Origin of the sequence: Streptomyces thermospinosisporus, from assembly GCF_039526425.1 — a bacterium.
Classification (GTDB): Bacteria; Actinomycetota; Actinomycetes; order Streptomycetales; family Streptomycetaceae; genus Streptomyces; species Streptomyces thermocarboxydovorans.
This window is the reverse complement of sequence record NZ_BAAAIZ010000033.1, coordinates 160,934-182,968: the sequence shown is the minus strand read 5'-3', so window position 1 is coordinate 182,968 and position 22,035 is coordinate 160,934. Positions and strand designations below refer to the sequence as shown.

Here is a 22,035-nt window from a genome sequence, read left to right as displayed (position 1 = left end):
GTCGCACTTCGCACGACCCGCCGGCCGCGAACCGGAGCCGGGAACCACGGTCCCGGTTCGAGGCGTTGTTCCGGACACATCCCCACAGGTCCGGAACGACGACAGCAGGGCGGCGTGATGAGCGAGTTGGTCCCCGGCGGCAATCGCGCGCTGCCGGACGGTGCGGTGAGGGTCCGGGTCACCGGCCCCTTCGACGTGTCCGCGCTGATCACGGACGACGGTCTGAAGGTGCGGGACGACGCGGACTTCGTCTTCTACAACCAGCCGTCGGCGCCGGGGGCGCGCCTGGAGGAGGGCGGGCTGGTCGTCGACCCGGGTGCGCTGCGCCCCGGCGCGACCAGGGTCACGGTGGCCGTCAGCCCCGCGGACCCCGGCACGGCGCTGAGCGAGCTGCCCTCCCCCACCCTCCGGGTCACCGACTCCGGCGGCCGCCGGCTCGCCCGCTTCACCCCGCTGCGCCCGCGCCAGGAGTCGGTGCTGCTGCTCGCGGAGATCTACCGGCGCGGAGGGACCTGGAAGCTGCGGGCCCTGGGCCAGGGGTACGCGGACGGACTGGCCGGCCTGGCCCGGGACTTCGGCGTGGAGGTGACGGACGAGGAGCCGGCGCCCGCCCTCGCGTCACCGGCCGGGGGCACGGCACCGGCGGCGGGCACCCGGCACCGCATGTCCGAGGGGGCCGGGAATGCGCCCGCGGGCTTCCTGGAAGCGGTCAACTCCGCCCGCGCGCAGGCCGGTTCACCGCCCGTGTCGGTCGACGCCCGGCTGGCGGAGGCCGCACGGGCGCACGCCGGGGCGATGGCGGCCGACGGGCGGCTCGGTGTGGAGAGCCGGGACGGGATATCCGTCTACCGGCGCATCGTCGGCGCCGGATACGCGTATCTGACGCTGGGCGAGCATCTGGTGTCCGGCCCGCGCACGGCCGGCGAGTTCGTGGCCTACTGCCTGGAGGGCCGGCCGTCCCGGCGCACCCTGTGCGACCCGGCGTACGTCCATCTGGGGGTGGCGCACGCCGACGGCCGGGGCGACGTCTACTGGACGGCGGTGTGGGCCAGTCCGCTCACCCCGGAGGGCCTGAACGGCACACTGGCCGAGGTCCTGGACCTCACCAACCGGGAGCGGGTGCGGGCGGGGCTGCCGCCGCTGGCCGCCGACGCACGGCTCGCCGCCGCCGCGCAGGCGCACAGCGCCGACATGGTGGCCCGTGACTTCTACTCCCACACCGCGCCCGACGGCAGCCGGCCCTGGGACCGGGCCGCCGCCGCGGGCTTCACCGGACGCACGGTGGGCGAGAACATCGCCTGCGGCCAGCGCTCGGCCGCCGAGGTCGTCCAGGGGTGGATGAACAGCCCCGGGCACCGCGCCAACATCCTCAAGCCCGCCTTCGACCGCCTCGGGGTGGGCCTCGCGGGCGGTGGAAGGGCGGGCCTGTACTGGACCCAGCTGTTCGGTGGCTGACGGGCGTCACCATGGCAACTGACGGGGCGTCATCAGGTCTTGCGCCCCCGGCCTTGGCCCGGTGCGGCCCGCCGGGTGAGGATGCCGGTATGAAGGGTGACCTGTTTTCCAGCCGGCACATGGTGCAGCCGACCACCGCGCCGGGCATGACGGTCGAGAACGCCAAGTGCATCCGCAATGCGGTGAACGGCGAGATGCTCGCCCGGCAGGGCGCGATGGTCGCCTACCGCGGCAACCTCGCCTTCGAGCGCAAGAGCCAGGGTGTGGGCGGCATGCTCAAACGCGCGGTGACCGGTGAGGGGCTGCCGCTGATGACGGTGCGCGGCCAGGGCGAGGCCTGGTTCGCGCTCGAGGCGCAGAGCTGCTTCATCGTGGAGGTCGCCCCCGGCGAGGAGTTCACCGTCAACGGCCGCAATGTGCTGTGCTTCGACGCCACGCTGTCGTACCGCATCGCGACCGTGAAGGGCGCCGGCATCACCGGCGGCGGCCTGTTCAACAGTGTCTTCACCGGGCACGGCAAGCTCGGTCTGGTGTGCGAGGGCGACCCGCTGGTGATCCCGGTCTCGCCGCAGTACCCGGTGTACGTGGACACCGACGCCGTGGTCGGCTGGACGGCCGGGCTGGCCACCTCGCTGCACCGCTCGCAGTCGCTGGGGTCGATGCTGCGCGGCGGCTCGGGCGAGGCCGTGCAGCTGATGCTGCAGGGCGAGGGGCATGTCGTGGTGCGGCCCAGCGAGGCGCCCCCGCACCGGCCCCAGCAGCACTGAACCCGGTTGACCGGGGGCGTCGCCCCGGGTGAGGGTCGAGGTGGCGCGGCCCCCCTGCCGACGACCTGCCGCGCCGGGGAGGAACAGGACACGTGATCGGGATCCAGGAGATCGAGGACGCCGCCGGGCGGATCGCGGAGCATGTGGTGCGCACCCCCACGGTGCCGAGCCCGGGGCTGTCGGCACTGCTCGGTGTCCCGGTCACGGCGAAGCTGGAGCTGCTGCAGCGCACCGGCTCGTTCAAGGCGCGCGGCGCCGCGGCGAAGCTGCTGTCGCTGACCGAGGCGGAGCGGGCCGCGGGTGTGGTGGCGGTGAGCGGCGGCAACCACGGCATCGCGCTGGCCGTCATGGCCTCGGCGCTGCAGGTGAAGGCGACGGTGGTGATGCCGCGTTCTGCCCCCGCGCGGGCCGTGGAGATCGCGGAGTCGGCCGGTGCGCTGGTACGGCTGACGGACGACATGGCCGGGGCGTTCGCGCTGACCGAACGGCTCCAGCAGGAGGGGCTGACCCTGGTCCACCCCTTCGACGACCCGGTGGTGATCGCCGGTCAGGGCACGGTGGGGCTGGAGTTCGCCGAGGACGCCGGTGAGCTGACGGACGTGCTGGTGAGCATCGGGGGCGGCGGGCTGATCGCCGGGGTCGCGGCGGCGCTGCGGGCCTGGCGGCCCGGGGTGCGGATCTGGGGCGTGGAGACCGAGGGCGCCGAGGCGATGTCCCGGGCGCTGGCGGCGGGCGGGCCGGTGCCGGTCACGCTGTCGTCGATCGTGTCCACGCTCAGCGCCCCGTCCGTGTCGCAGCTGACGTACGAGCATGTCGCGGAGCTGGTCACCGAGGTGCTGGTGGTGCCGGACCGGGAGGCGGTGGCGGGCTCGCTGGAACTCGCCGAGCACGCCAAGGTGTGGACGGAGCCGGCCGCCGGCTGTCTGCTGCCGGCCGCGCGGCGGGTGCTGGAGCGGGTGGGCGACGGGGCCCGGCTGGGGCTGGTGGTCTGCGGGGGCAACGCGACCACCGGCGACATGATCGGCTGGGCGTCCCGCTTCGGTCTGCGCTGAGCGCCGCGCGCGGCGCGGAAAGCCACCCGCCGAATTCCGGCCGGGACGGCGCCCGGGCCGCCGCTCGGCCCGCCGCCGCATTTACCGCGGGTTACTACCAGGTGGGGCCGGAATTCGGTTCCGCGCGGGCCGGAAAACGCCATTGGCTCACCGGCCTGACGGTGGCACCTGCCGCAGGTGAAGGGCGAACCGCCCCTCCTGGCTGTTTTCCCTCGCACACGCGCTCGCCCCTTTTGAAGCGGAGCCCGGAATCCCGGAAAACCCCGGGATTTCTCGCCGCGCATTGAACGGACCCGGTCCGGTCCCTCGTATCTCTGGCAGACGCGGGACACAGTGGTTCGACGAGGGATGGGTGATGGGCAGGGCGCGCGCCTCCACGAACGAGTCGGTCGCCGGACGCTACCGGCTGGTCGAGGTCCTCCATCGTGAGACCAATCTCCGTTGCTGGTACGCCGACGACACCCGGACCGGCCGGCCCTGCCTGGTCATGGAGAGCCGGCTGCCCGAGGATCCGGCCGGCGAGCTCCTGCCCCATGTCCCCGACCGGGTGCTGCGCACCACCGAGGACGTGACCCGGCTGTGCCCGGGGCAGATGGCCACCGTCATCGAGGCCGTCACCGAGGCCGGCTGCCTGTGGACCGCCGCCACCTGGATCGACGGCTCGTCGCTCGGTGCCCTCCTCGCCGAGCAGGGCACCTTCAACTACGTGCGGGCCGCCCGTATCGGCCTGGAGCTGCTGGACGTGCTGGACGCCGCGCACACCGTGGGCATCACGCACGGCGAGCTCGGCCCCGGCCATGTGTTCGTGCGCGACACCGGACCGGTGGTCGTCACCGGCTGGGGCCTGGCCGGCGCGACCGACGCCCCCCGGCTGACGGCACCGTCGTACGCCTCGCCGGAGCAGGCGCGCGGCGAACGCATCGGCCCGCCCACCGACCTGTGGGCGCTCGGCGCGCTGCTGTACACGATGCTCGAGGGACGGCCCCCGTTCCGTGACCGGGGACGGCCCGAGGCCACGCTGAAGGGGGTGGACCGGCTGCCGCTGCGCACCCCGCTGCGGGCCGGACCGCTCACCCAGCTGGTGCAGGGCCTGCTGCGCAAGGACCCCCGCGAACGGCTCAACCACGAGGTGGCCCGGGAGGTCCTCACCCGGGTGGTCAGCGAGGATTCCGCCGCGGTGTCGGCCGCCGCGATGCCCGGCCCCCGGCTGCGCGACGCCGCCGCGGCGCTGCGCGGCATGGGCCGGGAGTGGAGCCGCAGAACGATGGTCGTCGGCACCACGCTCGCCGTGATGACCCTGGCGGTCGCGGTGCTGGCGGCGACGCAGGGCCTGCCGGGCGGCGACTCCGAGCCCGAGGCGGCGGACACCCCGCCGCCCTCGGCCTCGTCGCCGGACGCGCCCGGCGGTCCCGGTGCACCCGGTGACGACCCGTCGGCCCCGCCGTCCTCCGCTGCCCCGAGCCCCTCTCCCTCGGACACGGACAAGCTGCCGCCGGGCTTCGAGCTGTACCGGGCGCCCGAGGGTTTCTCGGTTGCGCTCCCCGAGGGCTGGACACGGCTGGACACCTCACGCGCGGGCGACGTGGCGTACCGGGTCACCTTCGGTGCCGAGGAGGACCCGCGCAGCCTCGCCGTCACCTACAGCGAGCGCGTCGGCCCCGACCCGGTGGCCGTGTGGCGGGAGGACGTGGAGCCGAATCTGAAGCGCGACGACGACTACGACCGGATCGGCGAGATCCGCGCGACGACGTACCAGGGCCGCCAGGCGGCCGACATGGAGTGGACCGAGGAGAAGAACGACACCAAGGTGCGCACCTTCGGGCGCGGCGTCCTCCTCGGTGGCGGCCGGGGCTTCTCGCTGCGCTGGACCACCCCGGCCGACGACTGGGACGACGCGGAGAGCAGAGAGGCGCTGAAGACGTTCCTGCGCACTTTCCGCCCGGCCGCGGCCTGAGCACGGGGGTCCGGGTCCACGCTCAGCAAACCGCACGACGGCCCGCAGGCGCGTACGGACAGGTGTGACGGCTCTCGCGTTACGGGACCCGTTACGTGACCTCAGTCCGTGCCGCGCGGCGCGCCCAGCGCGCGCAGGGGCGGTGTGTGCAGCGGCTGGGTGTGCCAGCGGGCGGTGAAGGTCCGGTCGGCGCGGGAGCAGGTCAGGGTCAGCCGGTGCGGTGTCTCGAGGAACTGCACGTCCAGCACGAGCGTGCCGTCGTCGGTCCAGCCGCCGCTCACCGCCGTCGGGAGGGGGTGCTCGGCCACGGTCCAGCCCTTGCCGCGCAGGCGCAGGCCGAGCCGGTGCCCGTCCTCGGTGAGGTTCACCGCGAGCTCGCCGCCGGGCCGCGCCTCGACGTCCACGGCGGTCAGGCCCGGCTGGTCCGCGCAGACGCCGCCGGCGGGCGTGAAGGTGACGGGAGCCGTGTCCGGGCGCGGGGGTGCCGGGGTGCCCGTGGCCGGGGGCAGGGCGAGCCGGGCGAGGCGCTCGCGCAGGGCCGCGTCCTGGGCGTCCCGGCCGGTGAGCGGTCCGGGACGGAAGGCGGGCAGCAGATGCCGCCACACCAGGTCCAGGTAGTCCTGCATCCCGCTCGCCGAGGTCGCGGCGATCACCACGTCCTGCTCGGGCAGCACCAGGCAGAACTGGCCGTGGGCGCCGTCGCCCCGGTATCCGTGCCGGGCCATCCAGAAGTGCAGGCCGTAGCCCCGCCCCCAGTCCGGCCGGTCCCCCTCCGGGTCGGCCGTCGTGATGTGGCGCCGGGAGGCGCGGGCGACCCAGCCCTCGGGCAGCAGCCGCCTGCCCTGCCACCTGCCGTCGGCGAGATACAGCTGACCCAGCCGGGCCACGGCGTCGGTGGTGGCGTGCAGTCCGCTGAAGCCGATCTCCCGGCCGGTGCGGTCCCGCAGCCAGTGCACCTCGCCGATGCCGAGCGGGTCCAGCAGCCGGGGGCGCAGATAGCCGCTGAGCGACTGTCCCGTGACGCGCTGCACGATGGCGCCGAGGGTGTAGGTGTTGGGCTGGTTGTACGCGAAGACGGTGCCGGGCTCGCTCTCCGGGGGCTGCAGCAGGAAGCCGCGCACCGGCTCGTCGGGGTCCGCCGCCCAGGCCCGCTCCAGCATCTCCTGGTGGTGGCCGCTGGCCATCGAGGCCAGGTGCCGTACCCGGATGGCCCGGCTGCGCGGGTCGGTGATGTCCGCCTGGAACTCGGGGAAGTACGAGACGGCCGGCGCGTCGAAGTCGATCAGGCCCTCGGCCTCGGCGAGGGCGGCGGCGGTGACGGTGAAGTTCTTGCTGAGCGAGTACAGCAGGTGGGGCCGGTCGGGGGCGTAGGGCGCCCACCAGCCGGAGGCGACCAGCCGTCCGTGGCGCAGGATCATCAGGCTGTGCGGCTCGATCTCCGGGGAGGCTTCGAGGGCGTCGAGGAAGTCCTGCACACCCGGGGCGTCGACGCCCATGGCGGCCGGGGTTGCGGAGGGCAGCGGCTGGCGTGTCATGCGGGGATCCTCCCCCGCAACCCGTTGTATGGTCCACCGTTTTCCGGCCCCGCTGTCCATCGCCGCCGGTCGCACGCTCCGCCGTTTTCCGGGCGCCCGTCGGGGGGGGGGACCCGGGCGCCATGGTGCGAATCGGGTACACGATGATGACCGAGCAGGCCGGGCCCCGTGAGCTGGTGGAGCATGTGGTGCGGGCCGAGGAGGCGGGTTTTGACTTCTCGGTGACCTCGGACCACTACTTCCCCTGGCTGAGGTCGCAGGGGCACTCGCCCTACGCGTGGAGCGTGCTGGGCGCCGCCGCCCAGGCCACCTCCCGCATCCCGCTGATGAGCTACGTGACCTGCCCGGCCTTCCGCTACCACCCGGCGGTGGTGGCGCAGAAGGCGGCGACCACGCAGCTGCTGTCCGGGGGCCGGTTCCGGCTGGGGCTGGGCTCCGGGGAGAACCTCAACGAGCATGTGGTGGGCGGCGGCTGGCCCTCGGTCGACGTGCGGCACGAGATGCTCGAGGAGGCGGTGGAGATCATCCGTGCGCTCTTCAAGGGGCGCCATGTGAACCACCGGGGCGCCCACTTCGACGTGGAGTCGGCCCGCCTGTGGGACCTGCCGGAGGAGCCGCCGCCGATCGGTGTCGCCGTCTCCGGTGAGCGCTCCTGCGCCCTGGCCGGGCGGCTGGCCGACCTGGTGATCGCCACCGAGCCGGAGGCGGGACTGCTGGACGCCTTCGACCGGCACGGCGGTGCGGGCAAGCCGAGGGTGGGGCAGCTGCCGGTGTGCTACGACCCGGACCGGGACGCCGCCGTCGCGCGCGCCCATGGGCAGTTCCGCTGGTTCGGCAGCGGCTGGAAGGTGAACTCGGAGCTGCCGCACCCGGACTCCTTCGCGTCGGCGACCCAGTTCGTGCGCCCCGCGGACGTGGCGGAGTCGATCCCGTGCGGCGACGATCCGGAGGCGTTCGTGGAAGCGGTGCGCCGGTATGCGGAGGCCGGTTTCACGGAGATCGCGCTGGTGCAGATCGGCGGCGAGTCGCAGCCGGAGTACCTGGACTGGTCGGAGAAGACCCTGCTCCCGGTGTTGCGCGGCGCCCTCGGCTGAGAGCCCGCAGGCGAGCACTGCGATCCGGCGGACGGTGCCCGTGCGATTCGGCGGACCTGGCCCGTGCGATCCGGGGGATCCGGCCCGTGCGACTCGGCGGACCTGGCCCGTGCGACTCGGCGGACCTGGCCCGTGCGACTCGGCGGACCTGGCCCGTGCGACTCGGCGGACCTGGCCCGTGCGACTCGGCGGACCTGGCCCGTGCGATCCGGGGGATCCGGCCCGTGCGATTCGGCGGCCGCGGCTGAGCATTTCGCGCGGATGCGGGGTACTAGAGGGCCCTGCACCTGATTCTGGCGAAAGGCTGTGGTCGTGAGCTCGTACCTGCACAAGACCCTGGTGGTGGAGGTCCGGGCGGGCGTCACGGACCGCTTTCCCGTGCTCGCCCATCTGAGCTACACCCCCGACGACCCGTTCGCCGTCACCGCCGTCTTCAGCCATGACGGCCGGGTCCTGGCCCGGTGGCGGCTCGACCGCGAGATGCTGCTGGAGGGGCTGAGGCGCCCGGTCGGCTGCGGTGACGTGCGGCTGCGGCCCGAGGAGCGGGGCGTGGCACGGGAGCTGCGGATGGAGTTCTTCGGCGAGGCGCACGCCGACGGGAGCCGGCACCACGCGGTGGTGTTCGTATGGGCCGAGGCCGTCGGGGAGTTCCTCACCGAGACCCACCGGATGGTCGCGCCGGGGTCCGAGAAGGTCCGGGTGGACGACTTCCTCGCCGACATCCTGGCCGGCAGCTGACGACCGGTTCGGACGGTCGCTGGGTCTCAGCGGGTGGTGTAGCGGTACCGGACCCACATGGGCAGCCCGAACCACCACAGCAGGTACCAGAAGACCACCCCGGCGACCAGGTAGGGCACGTAGCCGTCGCCGGTCGCCACCCGCAGGATCAGCAGCAGCGAGGCGCAGGTCGTGGCCAGCAGCAGCACCAGCCCGAGCAGCGTCATCCGGGCCGCCCACGTCACCGCCTGCGGTTTGATCTGCCGTCCGGAGACCAGCCGGTGCAGGGAGACGGGGCCGATGAGCACACCGGTGGCGCAGGCGCCCAGCACGACCGTGACGAGGTAGATGGTCTGGTCGGTGCCGGACAGGTCGTCGTACTTCGAGGTGAAGACGACCGTCAGCAGGAAGCCGAACAGGATCTGCACACCCATCTGGGCGACGCGGACCTCCTGGATCAGCTCGACCCACATCCGGTCCGCCCGCTCCTCCTCGGTCTCGTTACGCCCTCGGCGCCTGACCCGGCCGTCCTCTGCGGCCGATGTGTCCGATGCATCCGACACGGTGCCTCCCGGTGTGCGCCCAGTGTGCCTCTTCCTTCCCGCTCCTGCCCCGTCCGCAGCGGTCCTCCCGGGCGAGGCCCGGGTACCCGGAACGGTTTGCCGGGGCCCGGTCCGGTTACACGGCCTGCGCGACGACACCGACTTTCTAAGGGCATGGAGTTCATGACCGGCACCCAGCTCACCGTGACGATCGACGGCGGCGGGACGGACGACGCCCGCGCGGTCGTCCGGGCCCTCCAGGGCGCCTTCGGGGCGCCGGACGCCCTGCCCTCCGACGACCGGGCGACGGTCCACATGGCGACGTTCACCTCGGAGGGCGACGCCGGGGGCGGGCCCGGCGAGGCCGGCGGGCTGTCGGGCCCGGTGAGCGTCACGGTGCAGGGCACCCCGCTCGCGGTGCGCCGGGCCCGTGACACCCTGGCCGGCGCGTTCACCACGCGTGACGCGGGCGCGGCCTCCGGGGACCAGGAACGCGAGTGGCAGCTGCGGCTCGAGCCCTGAGAGCCGCCGGCGGTTCTCCGCCGGGTCACACCTGTTCGGGGACGACGGCGACCGGGCACGCGGCGTGATGCAGCAGGGCGTGCGCCACCCGCCCGAACTGCAGGCCGCCGACCGGGCCGTGCCTCCGCCGCGCGCCCACGACCAGCAGGTCGGCCTCCGCGGAGGCGTCCTGCAGGACCTCGTGGGCCACCCCTTCGACCGCGCGGGGGCGGACGTCCGCCTTCGGGTGGTCGCGGCCGGGGTCGTGCAGCGCGTCGGCCAGCAACGCCAAGGCGCGTTCCTCGTTCACGTCCGCGGCGTCGGCCGCGGTCAGCAGGTGGTCGAAGTGCTCGTGGGCGGGGCGGCGCCAGACCCGTACGGCGTGCAGGACGCAGTCGCGCGCCTCCGCCTCGCGGAAGGCGAACCGCACGGCGGCCGAGCTCTGCCCGGGGTCGCCGACACCGACCACGACCCCGCCGGACACGCCCTTCCGGTTCCGCTCCCCGTCGCGCACCACGATCACCGGGCACACGGCGCGGGCGGCCACGGTGAGGCTCACCGAGCCCAGCAGCATCCCCGCGATGCCACCGCGTCCGCGTGAGCCCGTGACCACGGCGAAGGCGTCCTGCGCCGCGCGCAGCAGCGCGGACACCGCGTCCTCCGGCACGACCTCGGTGGACACCTCCAGCTCCGGGTTGCGCGAGCGGGCGCGCTCGGCGCCGGACGCCACGATGTGCTCGCCCGTGACCTCCTCGGCGGGGCGGTCGGTGCCGACGGACGGAGTCCGCCCCTCGTAGCGCTCCCACAAGGAGGCGTGTACGAGCCGCAGGGGCAGCCCGAGGCGTGTGGCCTCGTGCGCAGCCCAGTCCACGGCCTCCAGGCTGGAGTCCGATCCGTCGACGCCCACGACCAGCGGGAGCAACACGGTCACCACCGCCTTCCCGCACCGGCGGCCGCCCTTCCGGCCCCGGCGAACACCGCGTTGTGGCCCCTCTCAACACCGTCGCACCGCACGGGTCGGGTCGCGACACCAGGACGGGCTCGCGGACGAGGGCGGGGCCCGGGTTGCACCGCGCCGGTTCGGGGCGATCGTGGAGGTGTACGGCCGAGGACCGCCGGCGGGCTCCGCGCAGCCCCTGCCGCCACGGCCGGACACGCGGCACGAACCCGCCCCCGGCGAGGCCCGAGGAGGACCGCGGTGCCTGGTACCCCGCACACCGTCAGCGATGTGATGACCCGGACGGTCGTGGCCGTCGGACGCGACGCTCCGTTCAAGGAGATCGTGCAGACCATGCAGCAGTGGAAGGTCAGCGCGATCCCCGTCCTGGAGGGCGAGGGCCGTGTCGTCGGCGTGGTCTCCGAGGCCGACCTGCTGCCGAAGGAGGAGTTCCGCGACGACGAGCCGAGCCTGGTCCAGCAGCGCGGCCGCCTGGCCGACGTCGCCAAGGCCGGGGCGGTGACGGCGCAGGAGCTCATGAGCACACCGGCGATCACCGTCCACCCCGACGCCACGCTGTCCCAGGCGGCCAGGATCATGGCCGTACGGCACGTCAAGCGGCTGCCCGTGGTCGACGACCTCGGCATGCTCCAGGGCATCGTCAGCCGCGCCGACCTGCTGAAGGTGTTCCTGCGGCCGGACGAGGAGATCGAGGACGAGGTCCGCCGCACGGTGGTGTCCTACCTCTCACCGGCCCTGAGCCACGGCATCCAGGTGAGCGTCGACGAGGGAGTCGTCACCCTCGAGGGCCATGTCCGCGACACCTCGCTCATCCCGCTCGCCGTACGGCTGGTGCGGGGCGTGGAGGGCGTTGTGGACGTCGAAGCCCGGCTCACCGGCGAAGGGGCGCGCGGGGAGGGACAGGCGCGCGGGGAGGGACAGGCGCGCGGGGAGGGACAGGGGACGTCCCGCTGAGCCTGTCCGTGCCGTGTGCGGTCCGCACTCCTGCGGCGATCAGGCCGCCGCCGTCTGCTCCTCGATGTGGTGCCGGACGCGGGCGGTGAGGGTGCTCAGCGGCCCGGAGGCCGTCGCGCGCGGTGCGACGGGCTCCCGGATCCGGCGGGCCTCCGGCGGCAGCGCGCTCAGGTCCCCGGTGAACCGCTCCCGGCACTCGTCGAGCGTGGCACGCCGGCCGGTGCGCCGCCCGCTCCGCATCACCGTCTCCAGCAACGGCGTTGCCCCGTCGGGCGGCTGCTCGTCGGCCAGGCCGATCACGTCGGAGCATGCGGGCCCGCGGAACACCTGCTTGCGGCCGGGCGCCGTGACCTTCGCCGACGACAGCTTCATCACCGGCCGGCCGTCGTACTCCACCAGCTTGTACGCCGTGTCCAGGTACGGTGCGTCGGCCGACACTCCGACGCGGGTGCCGACGGCATAGGTGTCGATCGGGGCGCCCGAGCTCACCAGGTCCTCGATCGCGTACTCGTCCAGGCCACCGCTCGCGATGATCCGCACGCCGGGCAGGCCCGCGTCGTCGAGGAGGGACCGGGCCCGTACCGCCAGGGCCGCGAGGTCGCCGCTGTCCAGCCGTATCCCGGAGCCGGCCTCGCTGATCCCGGGGCCGAGGTCCTTCAGGACGCGGGCCGCGGTCCGTACGCCCTCCTCGGTGTCGTAGGTGTCCACCAGGAAGGTCACCGGCCCGGGATGGGCCCGTGCGAAGGCCCGGAAGGCCTCCTCCTCGTCGGCGAACGCCTCGATGTAGGAGTGGGCCATGGTGCCGACGGCGGGGATGCCCAGATCGGTGGCGGCGGCCACGTTGCTGGTCCCGGCGAAGCCCACCATCGCGCCCGCGCGCGCCGCGGTGAACCCGGCCTGCGTCCCGTGGGTGCGGCGCAGCGAGAAGTCGACCACCGGATGCCCCGCCGCGGCGAGGACGCACCGCGCGGCCTTGGAGGCGGCAGCGGTCTGGTGGTTCAGCTGATTGAGCACATACGTCTCGACGAGCTGCGCCTCCGGCAGCGGCGCGGTCACCTCCAGCAGAGGCTCCCCCGCCAGCACGATCCGGCCCTCCGGAACCGCCCGCACGTCCCCGGTGAACCGCAGGCCGAGCAGGGGCCGCAGGGCCTCCGGCGAGCGGTGCAGCGCGGACGCGAAGGCCTCGACGTCCTCGGGGCCGATGTGCAGGCCGGACAGGTAGTCCAGGGCCGGTTCCAGTCCCGCCGCGACCAGGAAGCCCCGTTCGGCCGGCAGATCGCGGGCGAAGAGGCTGAACGTCGCGGGGGCGGTCATGCCCTCCTGTAGGTAGGACATGGCCATCGTCACCTCGTACAGGTCGGTGGTCGTCGCGTCGGACATCTGCGTCGCCTCCTCCGCCGTGTCCGGCCGTCCCCACGTCACCGGCGGTGGACGGCCGGCCCGCGGCCCGTCCATCCCTCGCTCCCCTTCCCCTCCACCCTCCAACGAGATGGAGGGCACCGCCATCGGCAGCGGGCCGTGCGTCAGGTTTCGAGGGGCGCGGCGCGTGGCCGCATGGTGGGTGCAGGAAGCGGCCGTGGTGCGGCTGCCCGGACGCGCGGCTTCGGCAGGCCCGGCAGCTCCTGCGAGGAGGACCCATGGGCGCACGGAAGCCGCTTCCTCCCGCGGCGGCAGGCGGGCCGCGGCCGCGTGCTTCGTCACCACGTTCGCGTTGCTCCCGCGGCACCGGGTCCGGCTGCCGAAGGAGAGCAGGGCCTGCGCCTGGACCGCTCCATGCCGTCCCACCGTCGGACACGCCGACCGGTCCGGGGGCTGACCGTGCGTGCTGCGCCTTCCAACAGTTCGGGTCGTGGTCTGATGACCGTCCGCCCGGACGGGCGCGTCGGCTTCTCCTGCGGGGCCTCGGACCCTACCGGGCCGGCAGGCCGGCTCGCCCTGATCGGAGCCGCGGCGCGCCCGTCTCCCGAGGAGTGAACACCCGGTGGCAGCCCGGCTGCACAACGCCGCAGAGGCTTCTGCAGGTGCCGGGAACTGCTGCGGCTCGGGCACCTGCGCGTCTCACCGCCGGCCACCCACGCCCCGGGCCGGACGGAAGGACTCCGCCGCCCTGCTGCTACTGGAACGCCGCACGGATATCCCGTTCCGTGGCGGAATGCGCCACGAGCAGGATCTCGTCCCCCGCCCTCAGGCGGACGGCCGGATCCGGCACGGTGGGCCGGCCGTCACGGACGATCGTCGCGACGACCGTCCCCTCGGGCAGGACGACCTCGCCCAGGGCCCGGCCCGCCGCCTTGGACCGCGGTGTGATGGTCGTTTCGATGACGTCGACGCCGGCCCTGCTCAGCCGCAGCAACGCGACCGTGTCGGTGGTGGCGGTGGCCTCCTCGATCAGCGAGATCAGCGGAACGGCGGCCGGCACGGCGACGTCGACTCCCCAGCGGGCGTCGAACAGCCAGGCATTCTCGGCGTCGTTGACCCGGGCCGCCACGCGGGGCACCGAGAACCGCCGGGCGGCGAGCAGGCTGATGACGAGGTTGTCGGCGTCGTCGCCGGTGACCGCGACGACGAGCTCGGCGGCGCGGGCACCGGCGTGCTCCAGCACCGCCGGGTCGCACGCGTCGCCGCTGAGCAGCCGCACGCCCGGGAGGCGGCCTGCCAGCTCGGCCACGCGGTCGTCGTCGCTCTCGATCAGCACGACCTTGTTGCGGAGCTGCGCGAACACCTGGGCGGTCTGCGCGCCGAGGCGTCCTGCACCGGCGATGAGCACGTTCACGTCCCCAGCTCCTTGTCCAGGAAGGCGCGCAGCCTGCCGAGCCCGGCGGCAGTCACCGCGAAGGTGACCAGGTCGCCGGCGCGTGCGGGTGTGCTGTGCGCGGGGATGAAGGAGCGGCCCTCCCGGGTGACCTCGACGACGCGGATCTCACCGTCCACGTCGAACGCGGAGAGCCGTCGGCCGGCCAGGTAGCCGGGCAGGTCCGACCGCACCAGCAGTGTCTCCCCGTTGCCGAAGCTGAGTTCCGGGCTGAGATGACGGTGCAGCAGCATGCGGTGGATCTGGTGCACGGTCCAGCGGACGTCGGCGACGGTGGGGATACCTACGTCACCGTAGATCGCGGAGCGCCGGGGATCGCAGACGCGGGCCAGGACGATGGGCACCCGATAGGTCTCCCTGGCGACGCGCGCGCTGACGACGTTGCTGTTGTCGCTCGAGGTGACGGCGACGAAGGCGTCGGCGTGTTCGATCGTGGCGCTCCGGAGCACCGCACGGCTGTAGGCGTTGCCCTGGTGGAAGCGGATGCGGGGGCTGTCGGGCAGGTTCCGGGCCGCCCGTGCCAGCCGGTCGACGATCTCCACGTCGTGCCCTTCGCCGGCGAGCAGGCCGGCGAGGGCGGACCCGACCCGTCCGCATCCGGCGACGACTATGTTCATCCCGGTCCTCCTTCCGGCCCACGGGAGCGATGGCGCAGCCACGCCTTGCGGGCTTCGTCGGCGAGCAGTGGCACGGTGCCGAGGGCGGCGAGGACGGCCCAGTCGGCAGCGTCGAGCGGAGCCGTGTTGAAGACGGCCTGCAGGGGCGGGGCATAGCTGATCGCGGCCATGAGGGCGATGCCGAACCCGCCCGCCGCGAGCAGTGCGGGGTTGGTCGCGAGGCCCACGGTCCGGATGCTCAAGTGGTCGCTGCGCACGGTGAGCGCGTTGAAGAACTGGCTCAGCACGATGCCGGCCTGGACCATGGTGATCGCCTCCTGATAGACGCGGGTGTGCCGGGTGAAGTCGTCGAACGGGATGCCGGAGGAACCGATGTGCCAGAAGAACAGGGCGCTCACGCAGATCGCCTGAATGCCGCCGAGGAACAGGATCCGTCCCACCAGGCCGGCCGAGAACAGCCTCTCCCCCCGGGGGCGCGGCGGACGGTCCATGACATCGGATTCAGGTGGTTCCGCTCCCAGGGCGAGGGCGGGCAGCACGTCCGATCCCAGGTCGATCGCCAGGATCTGCACCGCGTTGATGGGCACCAGCGGGAAGCCGGCGAAGGTCGCGGCCAGGACCGGCACGAGTTCCCCGACGTTGTGGCTGAAGAGGTAGACGAGAAACTTGCGGATGTTCTGATAGACAGCCCGTCCGAGCCGCACCGCGGCGGCGATGGAGGCGAACGAGTCGTCCAGCAGCACCACCGCGGCGGCCTCCCGGGCGACGTCGGTGCCCGACGCGCCCATCGCCACGCCGATGTCGGCGTGCTTGAGCGCCGGGGCGTCGTTCGCTCCGTCCCCGGTGACCGCCACCACCTCACCGCGCCGCTGGAATGCGGTGACCACGCGCATCTTGTGCTCCGGGCTGACCCGGCACAGCAGCAGCTCGGACGGCTCGGTGAGCAGCTCACCGAGCGCCTCGTCGTCCATCGCGTCGAGCTTCTCCCCCGTCACCACGACCGGATCCGGCCCTCGTACCACCCCCACCCGGCGGGCGACGGCCTCCGCCGTCAGCGGGTGGTCGCCGGTGACCATGACGACCCGGATGCCGGCCCGTCGGCAGGCGGCGACGGCGTCGGTGACCTCGGGACGCGGCGGGTCGTGCATACCGATCAGTCCGAGGAGCGTCAGTGCCGATTCGGCCTCCTCCTGCGCCGGGCGGGGGCCGTTCAGCTCCCGCCGCGCGACGGCCAGCACCCGCAGCCCCCGGGACGCCATCTCGTCACTCGCCGCGACGACCGCTGCGCGCTGCGTCCTCGTCAGCGGCTCACGGCGCCCGTCGAGTGCGACGTCGGTGCATCGCTCCAGCACTGCTCCGGGCGCTCCCTTGACACACGCCTGGAGGCCCGCTCCCGTGCGGTGCACGGTGGTCATGAGCTTGCGGTCCGAGTCGAAGGGGAACTCCGTCACGCGCGGTGCGGCAGCCTCCTCCGCCTCCCTGTCCAGACCCGCCTTGGCCGCGACGACGAGCAGAGCCCCCTCGGTGGTGTCACCGAGCACCCGCCAGCGTTCCCGGGGGTTCGTGGGCGGAAGCAGCCGGGCGTTGCAGCACAGGCACGCCACCCGCAGCAGCTCGCGCACCTCGGCGGCATCGGCGACCTCGCCGCTCGGGTCGTACCCCACTCCGGTCACGCGGTGCGACCGGTCCGCCGCCCACACCTCGGTGACGGTCATCTCCGCCTGGGTGAGCGTTCCGGTCTTGTCCGTGCACACCACCGTGACCGACCCGAGGGCCTCCACCGCCAGCAGCTGTTTGATCAGGGCGTGGCGGCGTGCCATCCGCCGTACCCCGATCGACAGGGACACCGAGAGGGTGGCGGGCAGACCTTCCGGTACCAGTGCCACCATCACCCCGAGCGCGAACACGAACAGATCCACCACGGGCTCTCCGGTGGGCAGCCGCACGGCGAACAGCAGGGCGCCGATCGCCAGGGCGGCCCCCGCCACCCGACGGGCCATGGAGGCGACCTGGAGCTGCAGCGGGGTCTTCTGCGGCGGGGCGGCTGCCGTCAGCCGGTAGAGCCGCCCGAACTCGGTCGCCGCGCCGGTGGCAAAGACCACGGCCTGCCCGGATCCCGCGACGACGTCGGTGCCCATGAAGACACAGTTGCGGGCCTGCAGCAGCGGGCCCGCCGCCACCGGATCGGCGGTGCGGCCCACGGGGTCGCTCTCCCCGGTCAACGGCGCGTTGTTCACGGCCAGCTCGTGCGCTTCAACCACCCGGCAGTCGGCCGGCACCGCGTCGCCGGCCTCCAGCACCACCACGTCACCCGGCACGACGTCCCGGGCCGGCAGCTCCAGGAGCTCACCGTCGCGCAGCACCCGGCAGGCGCGGGGCACCATCGCCTCCAGCGCCTGTGCCGTCCGCTCCGCCGAGTACTCCTGGGCGAACCCGATGGCGGCGTTCAGCACCACCACCCCCAGGATCGCCACCGCGAGCGTCAAGGTGCCCGTGTCCCGCGGCTCCTCCAGGGCGTACGCGAGGAAGGTGATGCCCGAGGCGACGATCAGCATCACCGCGAAGAGGTCGGTGAACTGCGCCCGCAACGGCTGCCACACGTTCCGGCGTCCCGTGCGGGGCAGTTCATTGGGCCCGTACGCTGTCAGGCGGTCCCGGGCCTGTGCCTTCGACAGACCGCGCCATGACGTCCCCAGGGCGGAGCACACCGCATCGGCGGGGAGTTCCGCCACGGGCGGATGCGGGCCGGGCCTCCCGGTCACAGAACCGGGTCCCTCCATCGCCTCACTTCGGGACCGTGACGACCGCGCAGCGGGCGTGGCGCCGTCTCCGCCAGGACGCGGCGGCACTCCTCCAGCGCCGCGCGCTCCTGAAGGACACCGAGCAGCGGCGGATGCCACACGTACAGCGCCCGCACGCGCGCTCCGCGCAGGGCCGCCTCCTCGGCGGCCAGGTCCACCGCCGCCGAGTGCGCGCTGCCGTCGACCCCGGTCACGAAGTACCCGGGCTGCTCGGCGATGTGCTCCGCCTCCGGTACGACCACGACCGGGCAGGCGGCGTGCGCCGCGAGCGGCAGCGCCACGGAGGCGGCCGAGAACAGTCCGCGCAGCCTGCTCAGGTGCCAGGAGCCGACCACCACCAGGGAGGCGTTCCGGGACTCCTCGCGCAGGACCCAGGCCGGCTCCCCCTCCGCCAGCAGGATCGACACCTCCAGCGCCGGCTGCCGGTTCCACTCCGCCCAGGACGGCCGTACCTGCCCCGACCGGTATCCGCCGGTCGGAGTTCCCTGGGCGTGCACGAGCCGCAGTGGCAGTCCGCTCCGCTCCGTCTCGTCGGCGGCCCAGGACAGTGCCATGCGCTGCTCCCGGTCGGGGTCGGTACCCACCACGACCGGCCGGCGTCCGTCCGCACCAGTCATGGCGCCTCCAGCCGCTGCTCGCACCGTTCGTCCACTTCCAGCCTGGCCTCCGCAGCCGGGTGCCGCCACGCCACGGCGATGAGAACGCAGGGACCGACCGGACCCCGCGCGCCCGCCTTCTCCCCCGGCGGGCCACAGGACTCTGGCCGTGCCCCGCCCGGCCCCTGCGTTCTCCGGCCGTTTCACGGATGCTGGAACAAGGAGTACGACGACCACGCACCACGGCTCGTGATCGTCACCGGCTTCCGAAAGGACCGGTTGCCATGAGCACACACGTCACCTCCCCGCCGGGCGGTCCGGCGAGCCCGAAGGTGTATCCGGCCCGGCTGACCGCCCGGCTCGACGAGCCGCTGTCGCGCTGGCTGTGGCTGGTCAAATGGCTGCTCGCCCTCCCCCACCACATCGTGCTGCTGTTCCTGTGGGTGGCGGTCGTGGTGGTGAGCGTGGTGGCCTTCTTCGCGATCCTGTTCACCGGCCGCTACCCGCGGCCCCTCTTCGGCTTCACCACCGGTGTACTGCGCTGGAACTGGCGTGTGGCGTACTACGCCTACGGCACGCTGGGCACCGACCGCTACCCGCCGTTCACCCTCGCCGACGTCCCCGACTACCCGGCCCACTGGGACCTGGAGTATCCCGGGCACCTCTCGCGCGGCCTCGTGCTGGTGAAGTGGTGGCTGCTGGTCCTGCCGCACTACCTGGTCCTGGGCTTCTTCCTGGGCGGGGCCCGCATGGCCTGGTTCAACGGCGGCCTCATCGGGCTGCTCACCCTGTTCGCCGGTATCGCCCTGGCCTTCACCGGGCTCTACCCGCGCGGTCTGTTCGACCTGCTGCTCGGCCTGAACCGCTGGGTGCTGCGGGTGGCCGCCTACGCGGCGCTGCTCACCGACGAGTACCCGCCCTTCCGCCTCGACCAGGGCGGCGAGGAACCGCGGACCGGGACGGAACCGCGAGGGACGTCATGACCGGTCGTGAGAAGGAGGACCGCCATGGTCCGCTATGTGTACGCGTTCAGTGAGGGCAGCCGGGACCAGGCCGACCTGCTGGGCGGCAAGGGCGCCAATCTGTGCGAGATGGCCCGGCTGGGGCTGCCCGTGCCGCCCGGTTTCATCGTCAGCACCGAGGCCTGCCGCGCCTACCTCGCCACCGGCAGCGAGCCGGACGGTCTGGCGGGCGAGATCCAGGAGCATCTGACGGCGCTGGAGCGGGCCGCGGGGCGGAGGCTGGGGCAGCCCGACGATCCGCTGCTGGTGTCGGTGCGCTCGGGTGCGCGGTATTCCATGCCCGGGATGATGGAGACGATCCTCGACATCGGTCTCAACGACGACTCGGTGCCGGGTCTGGCGAAGTCCGCCGGTGACGAGCGGTTCGCCTGGGACTCCTACCGCCGGCTGGTCCAGATGTTCGGCTCCACGGTGATGGGGGTCGACGGTGCCCTGTTCGACAAGGCCATGGAGGGCCTCAAGCAGGACGTGGGTGCCAAGGACGACCTGGGGCTGGGCGCGGTCGATCTGGCCGGCCTGGTGGAGACGTACAAGGAGCTGATCCTCCGGGAGACCGGCGAGGCCTTCCCGCAGTCCCCGGCCGAGCAGCTGCACCGGGCGGTGCTCGCCGTCTTCGAGTCGTGGAACGGCGAACGGGCGCGGCTGTACCGCAAGCGCGAGCACATCCCGGACGACCTCGGCACGGCCGTCACCGTGCAGACCATGGTCTTCGGAAACCTGGGCCCCGACTCCGGCAGCGGCGTCGCCTTCACCCGTGACCCGGCCACCGGCCGGCCCGGCGTGTACGGCGACTACCTGGCCAACGCGCAGGGCGAGGACGTCGTCGCGGGCATCCGCAACACCGTGCCGCTGGACGAGCTCGCCCGGATCGCCCCCGAGGCGTACGAGCAACTGCGCGGCCACATGGCGGCGTTGGAGGCGCACTACTGCGACCTGTGCGACATCGAATTCACCATCGAGCGCGGCCGGCTGTGGATGCTGCAGACGCGGGTGGGCAAGCGCACCGCCGAGGCCGCCTTCACCATCGCCGCCGCGGTGGCCGACGAGGGGCTCGTCACCGCCGACGAGGCGCTGACCCGGGTCCGCGGCGACCAGCTGGCCCGGCTGATGTTCCCCCGCTTCGACGCCTCCTCCGCCGGTGACCCGCTGGCGCACGGCATTCCGGCCTCCCCCGGGGCCGCCGTCGGCGCGGCGGTGTTCGACTCCGCCGAGGCGGTCCGGCGGGCCGCCGCCGGGGAGAAGGTCGTCCTGGTGCGGGAGGAGACCACCCCGGACGACCTGCCGGGCATGGTCGCGGCCCGGGCGGTGCTGACCAGCCGCGGCGGCAAGACCTCTCACGCGGCCGTGGTCGCCCGCGGCATGGGCACGGTGTGCGTGTGCGGCGCCGAGGAGATCACCGTCGATCCGAAGGGCCGGTGCTTCACCGCCGGCGGTACCACCGTGGAGGAGGGCACGGTGATCTCCGTGGACGGCTCCGCGGGCGCCGTGTACCTGGGCGAGGTGCCGCTGGTCGACTCGGCCGTGGCGCGGTACTTCGAGACCGGGGAGCGCGCGGACGCGCTGGTCGACGCCGTGGCACGGGCCATGGAGCACGCCGACGAGGTGCGCCGGCTGGGGGTCAGGGCGAACGCCGACACCCCGGAGGACGCGGCCCGCGCCCGCCGCTACGGGGCGGAGGGCATCGGTCTGTGCCGTACCGAGCACATGTTCCTCGGCGAGCGGAGGCGGCTGGTGGAGGCGATGATCCTGGCCCGCACCGACGAGGAACGGGACCGTGCGCTCGGGGCGCTGCTGCCGCTGCAGCGGCAGGACTTCACCGGGATCCTGGGGGCGATGGACGGCCTGCCCGTCACCATCCGGCTGCTGGACCCGCCGCTGCACGAGTTCCTTCCCGACCGCACCGAACTCGCCGTGCGCCTCGCCGCCGACGAGGCACGCGGCATCCCGCCCAGCGAGCACGACGCGCAGCTGCTCGAGGCCGTCAACCGGATGCACGAGGAGAACCCGATGCTGGGCCTGCGCGGGGTGCGTCTCGGGCTGGTGGCCCCGGGACTGGTCGGCATGCAGGTACGGGCGGTCGCCGAGGCGGTGGTGGAGCGCAGGCGCGCGGGCGGGGACCCGCGGGCCGAGATCATGGTGCCGCTGGTCGACACCGTCGAGGAGCTGCGCCTGGTGCGCGAGGAGGTCGACCGGGTGCTGGCCGGCGTCTCCGCGGAGTCCGGGATGCCGCTCGACTGTCCGGTCGGCACGATGATCGAGCTGCCGAGGGCCGCGCTCACCGCCGGACTCATCGCCGAGGAGGCCGAGTTCTTCTCCTTCGGCACCAACGACCTGACCCAGACCACGTGGGGTTTCTCCCGCGACGACGTCGAGGCGGCCTTCTTCTCCGCCTACCTCGACAAGGGCGTCTTCTCGGTGTCCCCGTTCGAGACGATCGACCGTCAGGGCGTGGGTCGCCTGGTGCGGATCGCGGCCGCCGAGGGCCGCGCCGCCCGGCCCGGTCTGCAGCTCGGGGTGTGCGGCGAGCACGGCGGGGACCCGGAGTCGGTGCACTTCTTCCACGCCGCCGGCCTCGACTACGTCTCCTGCTCCCCGTTCCGCGTCCCGGTCGCCCGCCTGGAGGCGGGACGTGCCGCACTGACCGCCGAGTGATCCCCC

General features: G+C 73.5%; 18 protein-coding genes. 10 read left to right on the top strand and 8 right to left on the bottom strand.

The annotated features are described in order from the left end of the window. Positions 1-117 precede the first annotated feature (117 nt). The 4 genes from ABD207_RS13365 (at position 118) to ABD207_RS13350 (ending at position 5,228) form a co-directional block, all read left to right on the top strand. Positions 118-1,455 carry a CAP domain-containing protein gene (locus ABD207_RS13365; RefSeq protein WP_344012740.1) on the top strand — a complete coding sequence of 446 codons (1,338 nt, stop codon included), beginning with the start codon at positions 118-120 and terminating at the stop codon, positions 1,453-1,455. Positions 1,456-1,544: 89 nt separating this feature from the next. Further along, a complete protein-coding gene (locus ABD207_RS13360; protein WP_344012739.1) occupies positions 1,545-2,222 on the top strand; it encodes an AIM24 family protein in 678 nt (225 codons plus the stop codon). 92 nt (positions 2,223-2,314) lie between these two features. After that, entirely contained in the window at positions 2,315-3,274 is a 960-nt protein-coding gene (locus ABD207_RS13355; protein ID WP_344012737.1) for a threonine/serine dehydratase family protein, read from the top strand. 355 nt (positions 3,275-3,629) lie between these two features. Then, positions 3,630-5,228: a serine/threonine protein kinase gene (locus tag ABD207_RS13350; RefSeq protein ID WP_344012736.1), complete on the top strand. Its 1,599-nt coding sequence runs from the start codon at positions 3,630-3,632 to the stop codon at positions 5,226-5,228. A 101-nt stretch (positions 5,229-5,329) separates the two neighbouring features. Here the strand turns inward: ABD207_RS13350 and ABD207_RS13345 are convergent, their stop codons facing one another. Further along, positions 5,330-6,763, bottom strand: coding sequence for a serine hydrolase domain-containing protein (locus ABD207_RS13345; RefSeq protein ID WP_344012735.1), 1,434 nt, complete (start codon positions 6,761-6,763; stop codon positions 5,330-5,332). Between the two features lie 122 nt (positions 6,764-6,885). On the opposite strand from ABD207_RS13345, the gene ABD207_RS13340 reads away from it, so the two are divergent. Both ABD207_RS13340 and ABD207_RS13335 read left to right on the top strand, forming a co-directional pair. Further along, positions 6,886-7,857, top strand: a complete 972-nt coding sequence (locus ABD207_RS13340; protein WP_344012734.1) for an LLM class F420-dependent oxidoreductase — start codon at positions 6,886-6,888, stop codon at positions 7,855-7,857. 312 nt (positions 7,858-8,169) lie between these two features. Continuing rightward, positions 8,170-8,595 (top strand): SsgA family sporulation/cell division regulator, encoded by a 426-nt coding sequence (locus tag ABD207_RS13335; protein WP_344012732.1) that lies wholly within the window; start codon positions 8,170-8,172, stop codon positions 8,593-8,595. A gap of 26 nt (positions 8,596-8,621) precedes the next feature. Here the strand turns inward: ABD207_RS13335 and ABD207_RS13330 are convergent, their stop codons facing one another. Continuing rightward, positions 8,622-9,137 (bottom strand): DUF6328 family protein, encoded by a 516-nt coding sequence (locus ABD207_RS13330; RefSeq protein ID WP_425580709.1) that lies wholly within the window; start codon positions 9,135-9,137, stop codon positions 8,622-8,624. Positions 9,138-9,299: 162 nt separating this feature from the next. On the opposite strand from ABD207_RS13330, the gene ABD207_RS13325 reads away from it, so the two are divergent. Further along, positions 9,300-9,638, top strand: a complete 339-nt coding sequence (locus ABD207_RS13325; RefSeq protein WP_344012731.1) for a hypothetical protein — start codon at positions 9,300-9,302, stop codon at positions 9,636-9,638. A gap of 25 nt (positions 9,639-9,663) precedes the next feature. Here the strand turns inward: ABD207_RS13325 and ABD207_RS13320 are convergent, their stop codons facing one another. After that, a complete protein-coding gene (locus tag ABD207_RS13320) occupies positions 9,664-10,542 on the bottom strand; it encodes a universal stress protein (protein ID WP_344012768.1) in 879 nt (292 codons plus the stop codon). Positions 10,543-10,815: 273 nt separating this feature from the next. Here ABD207_RS13320 and ABD207_RS13315 point away from each other — a divergent pair, with 273 nt between their 5' ends. Continuing rightward, positions 10,816-11,529, top strand: coding sequence for a CBS domain-containing protein (locus ABD207_RS13315; protein ID WP_344012729.1), 714 nt, complete (start codon positions 10,816-10,818; stop codon positions 11,527-11,529). Positions 11,530-11,568: 39 nt separating this feature from the next. On the opposite strand, the gene ABD207_RS13310 is transcribed toward ABD207_RS13315, so the two are convergent. From ABD207_RS13310 to ABD207_RS13290, 5 genes are all read right to left on the bottom strand, one after another. Next, positions 11,569-12,909 (bottom strand): nicotinate phosphoribosyltransferase, encoded by a 1,341-nt coding sequence (locus tag ABD207_RS13310; protein WP_344012727.1) that lies wholly within the window; start codon positions 12,907-12,909, stop codon positions 11,569-11,571. 733 nt (positions 12,910-13,642) lie between these two features. Then, on the bottom strand, positions 13,643-14,302 hold the full coding sequence (locus tag ABD207_RS13305) for a potassium channel family protein (RefSeq protein WP_344012726.1): 660 nt from the start codon (positions 14,300-14,302) through the stop codon (positions 13,643-13,645). After that, complete coding sequence (locus ABD207_RS13300; RefSeq protein WP_344012724.1) at positions 14,299-14,958, bottom strand: potassium channel family protein; 660 nt, start codon at positions 14,956-14,958, stop codon at positions 14,299-14,301. Before ABD207_RS13300 ends, ABD207_RS13305 begins: the two co-directional genes overlap by 4 nt. Next, a complete protein-coding gene (locus tag ABD207_RS13295; protein WP_344012722.1) occupies positions 14,955-17,690 on the bottom strand; it encodes a cation-translocating P-type ATPase in 2,736 nt (911 codons plus the stop codon). Before ABD207_RS13295 ends, ABD207_RS13300 begins: the two co-directional genes overlap by 4 nt. Positions 17,691-17,716: 26 nt before the next feature. Continuing rightward, positions 17,717-18,376, bottom strand: a complete 660-nt coding sequence (locus ABD207_RS13290) for a universal stress protein (RefSeq protein WP_344012720.1) — start codon at positions 18,374-18,376, stop codon at positions 17,717-17,719. Between the two features lie 263 nt (positions 18,377-18,639). Here ABD207_RS13290 and ABD207_RS13285 point away from each other — a divergent pair, with 263 nt between their 5' ends. After that, positions 18,640-19,338 carry a DUF4389 domain-containing protein gene (locus tag ABD207_RS13285; protein WP_344012718.1) on the top strand — a complete coding sequence of 233 codons (699 nt, stop codon included), beginning with the start codon at positions 18,640-18,642 and terminating at the stop codon, positions 19,336-19,338. Between the two features lie 24 nt (positions 19,339-19,362). After that, entirely contained in the window at positions 19,363-22,029 is a 2,667-nt protein-coding gene (gene ppdK, locus ABD207_RS13280) for a pyruvate, phosphate dikinase (protein ID WP_344012716.1), read from the top strand. The last annotated feature ends 6 nt before the right edge of the window (positions 22,030-22,035 follow it).

Coding starts and splice junctions, on each gene's coding strand:
- ABD207_RS13345 (WP_344012735.1), bottom strand. CDS start 6,763: ATGACACGCCAGCCGCTGCCCTCCGCAACCCCGGCCGCCATGGGCGTC.
- ppdK (WP_344012716.1), top strand. CDS start 19,363: ATGGTCCGCTATGTGTACGCGTTCAGTGAGGGCAGCCGGGACCAGGCC.
- ABD207_RS13325 (WP_344012731.1), top strand. CDS start 9,300: ATGACCGGCACCCAGCTCACCGTGACGATCGACGGCGGCGGGACGGAC.
- ABD207_RS13300 (WP_344012724.1), bottom strand. CDS start 14,958: ATGAACATAGTCGTCGCCGGATGCGGACGGGTCGGGTCCGCCCTCGCC.
- ABD207_RS13340 (WP_344012734.1), top strand. CDS start 6,886: ATGGTGCGAATCGGGTACACGATGATGACCGAGCAGGCCGGGCCCCGT.
- ABD207_RS13310 (WP_344012727.1), bottom strand. CDS start 12,909: ATGTCCGACGCGACGACCACCGACCTGTACGAGGTGACGATGGCCATG.
- ABD207_RS13350 (WP_344012736.1), top strand. CDS start 3,630: ATGGGCAGGGCGCGCGCCTCCACGAACGAGTCGGTCGCCGGACGCTAC.
- ABD207_RS13285 (WP_344012718.1), top strand. CDS start 18,640: ATGAGCACACACGTCACCTCCCCGCCGGGCGGTCCGGCGAGCCCGAAG.
- ABD207_RS13290 (WP_344012720.1), bottom strand. CDS start 18,376: ATGACTGGTGCGGACGGACGCCGGCCGGTCGTGGTGGGTACCGACCCC.
- ABD207_RS13365 (WP_344012740.1), top strand. CDS start 118: ATGAGCGAGTTGGTCCCCGGCGGCAATCGCGCGCTGCCGGACGGTGCG.
- ABD207_RS13360 (WP_344012739.1), top strand. CDS start 1,545: ATGAAGGGTGACCTGTTTTCCAGCCGGCACATGGTGCAGCCGACCACC.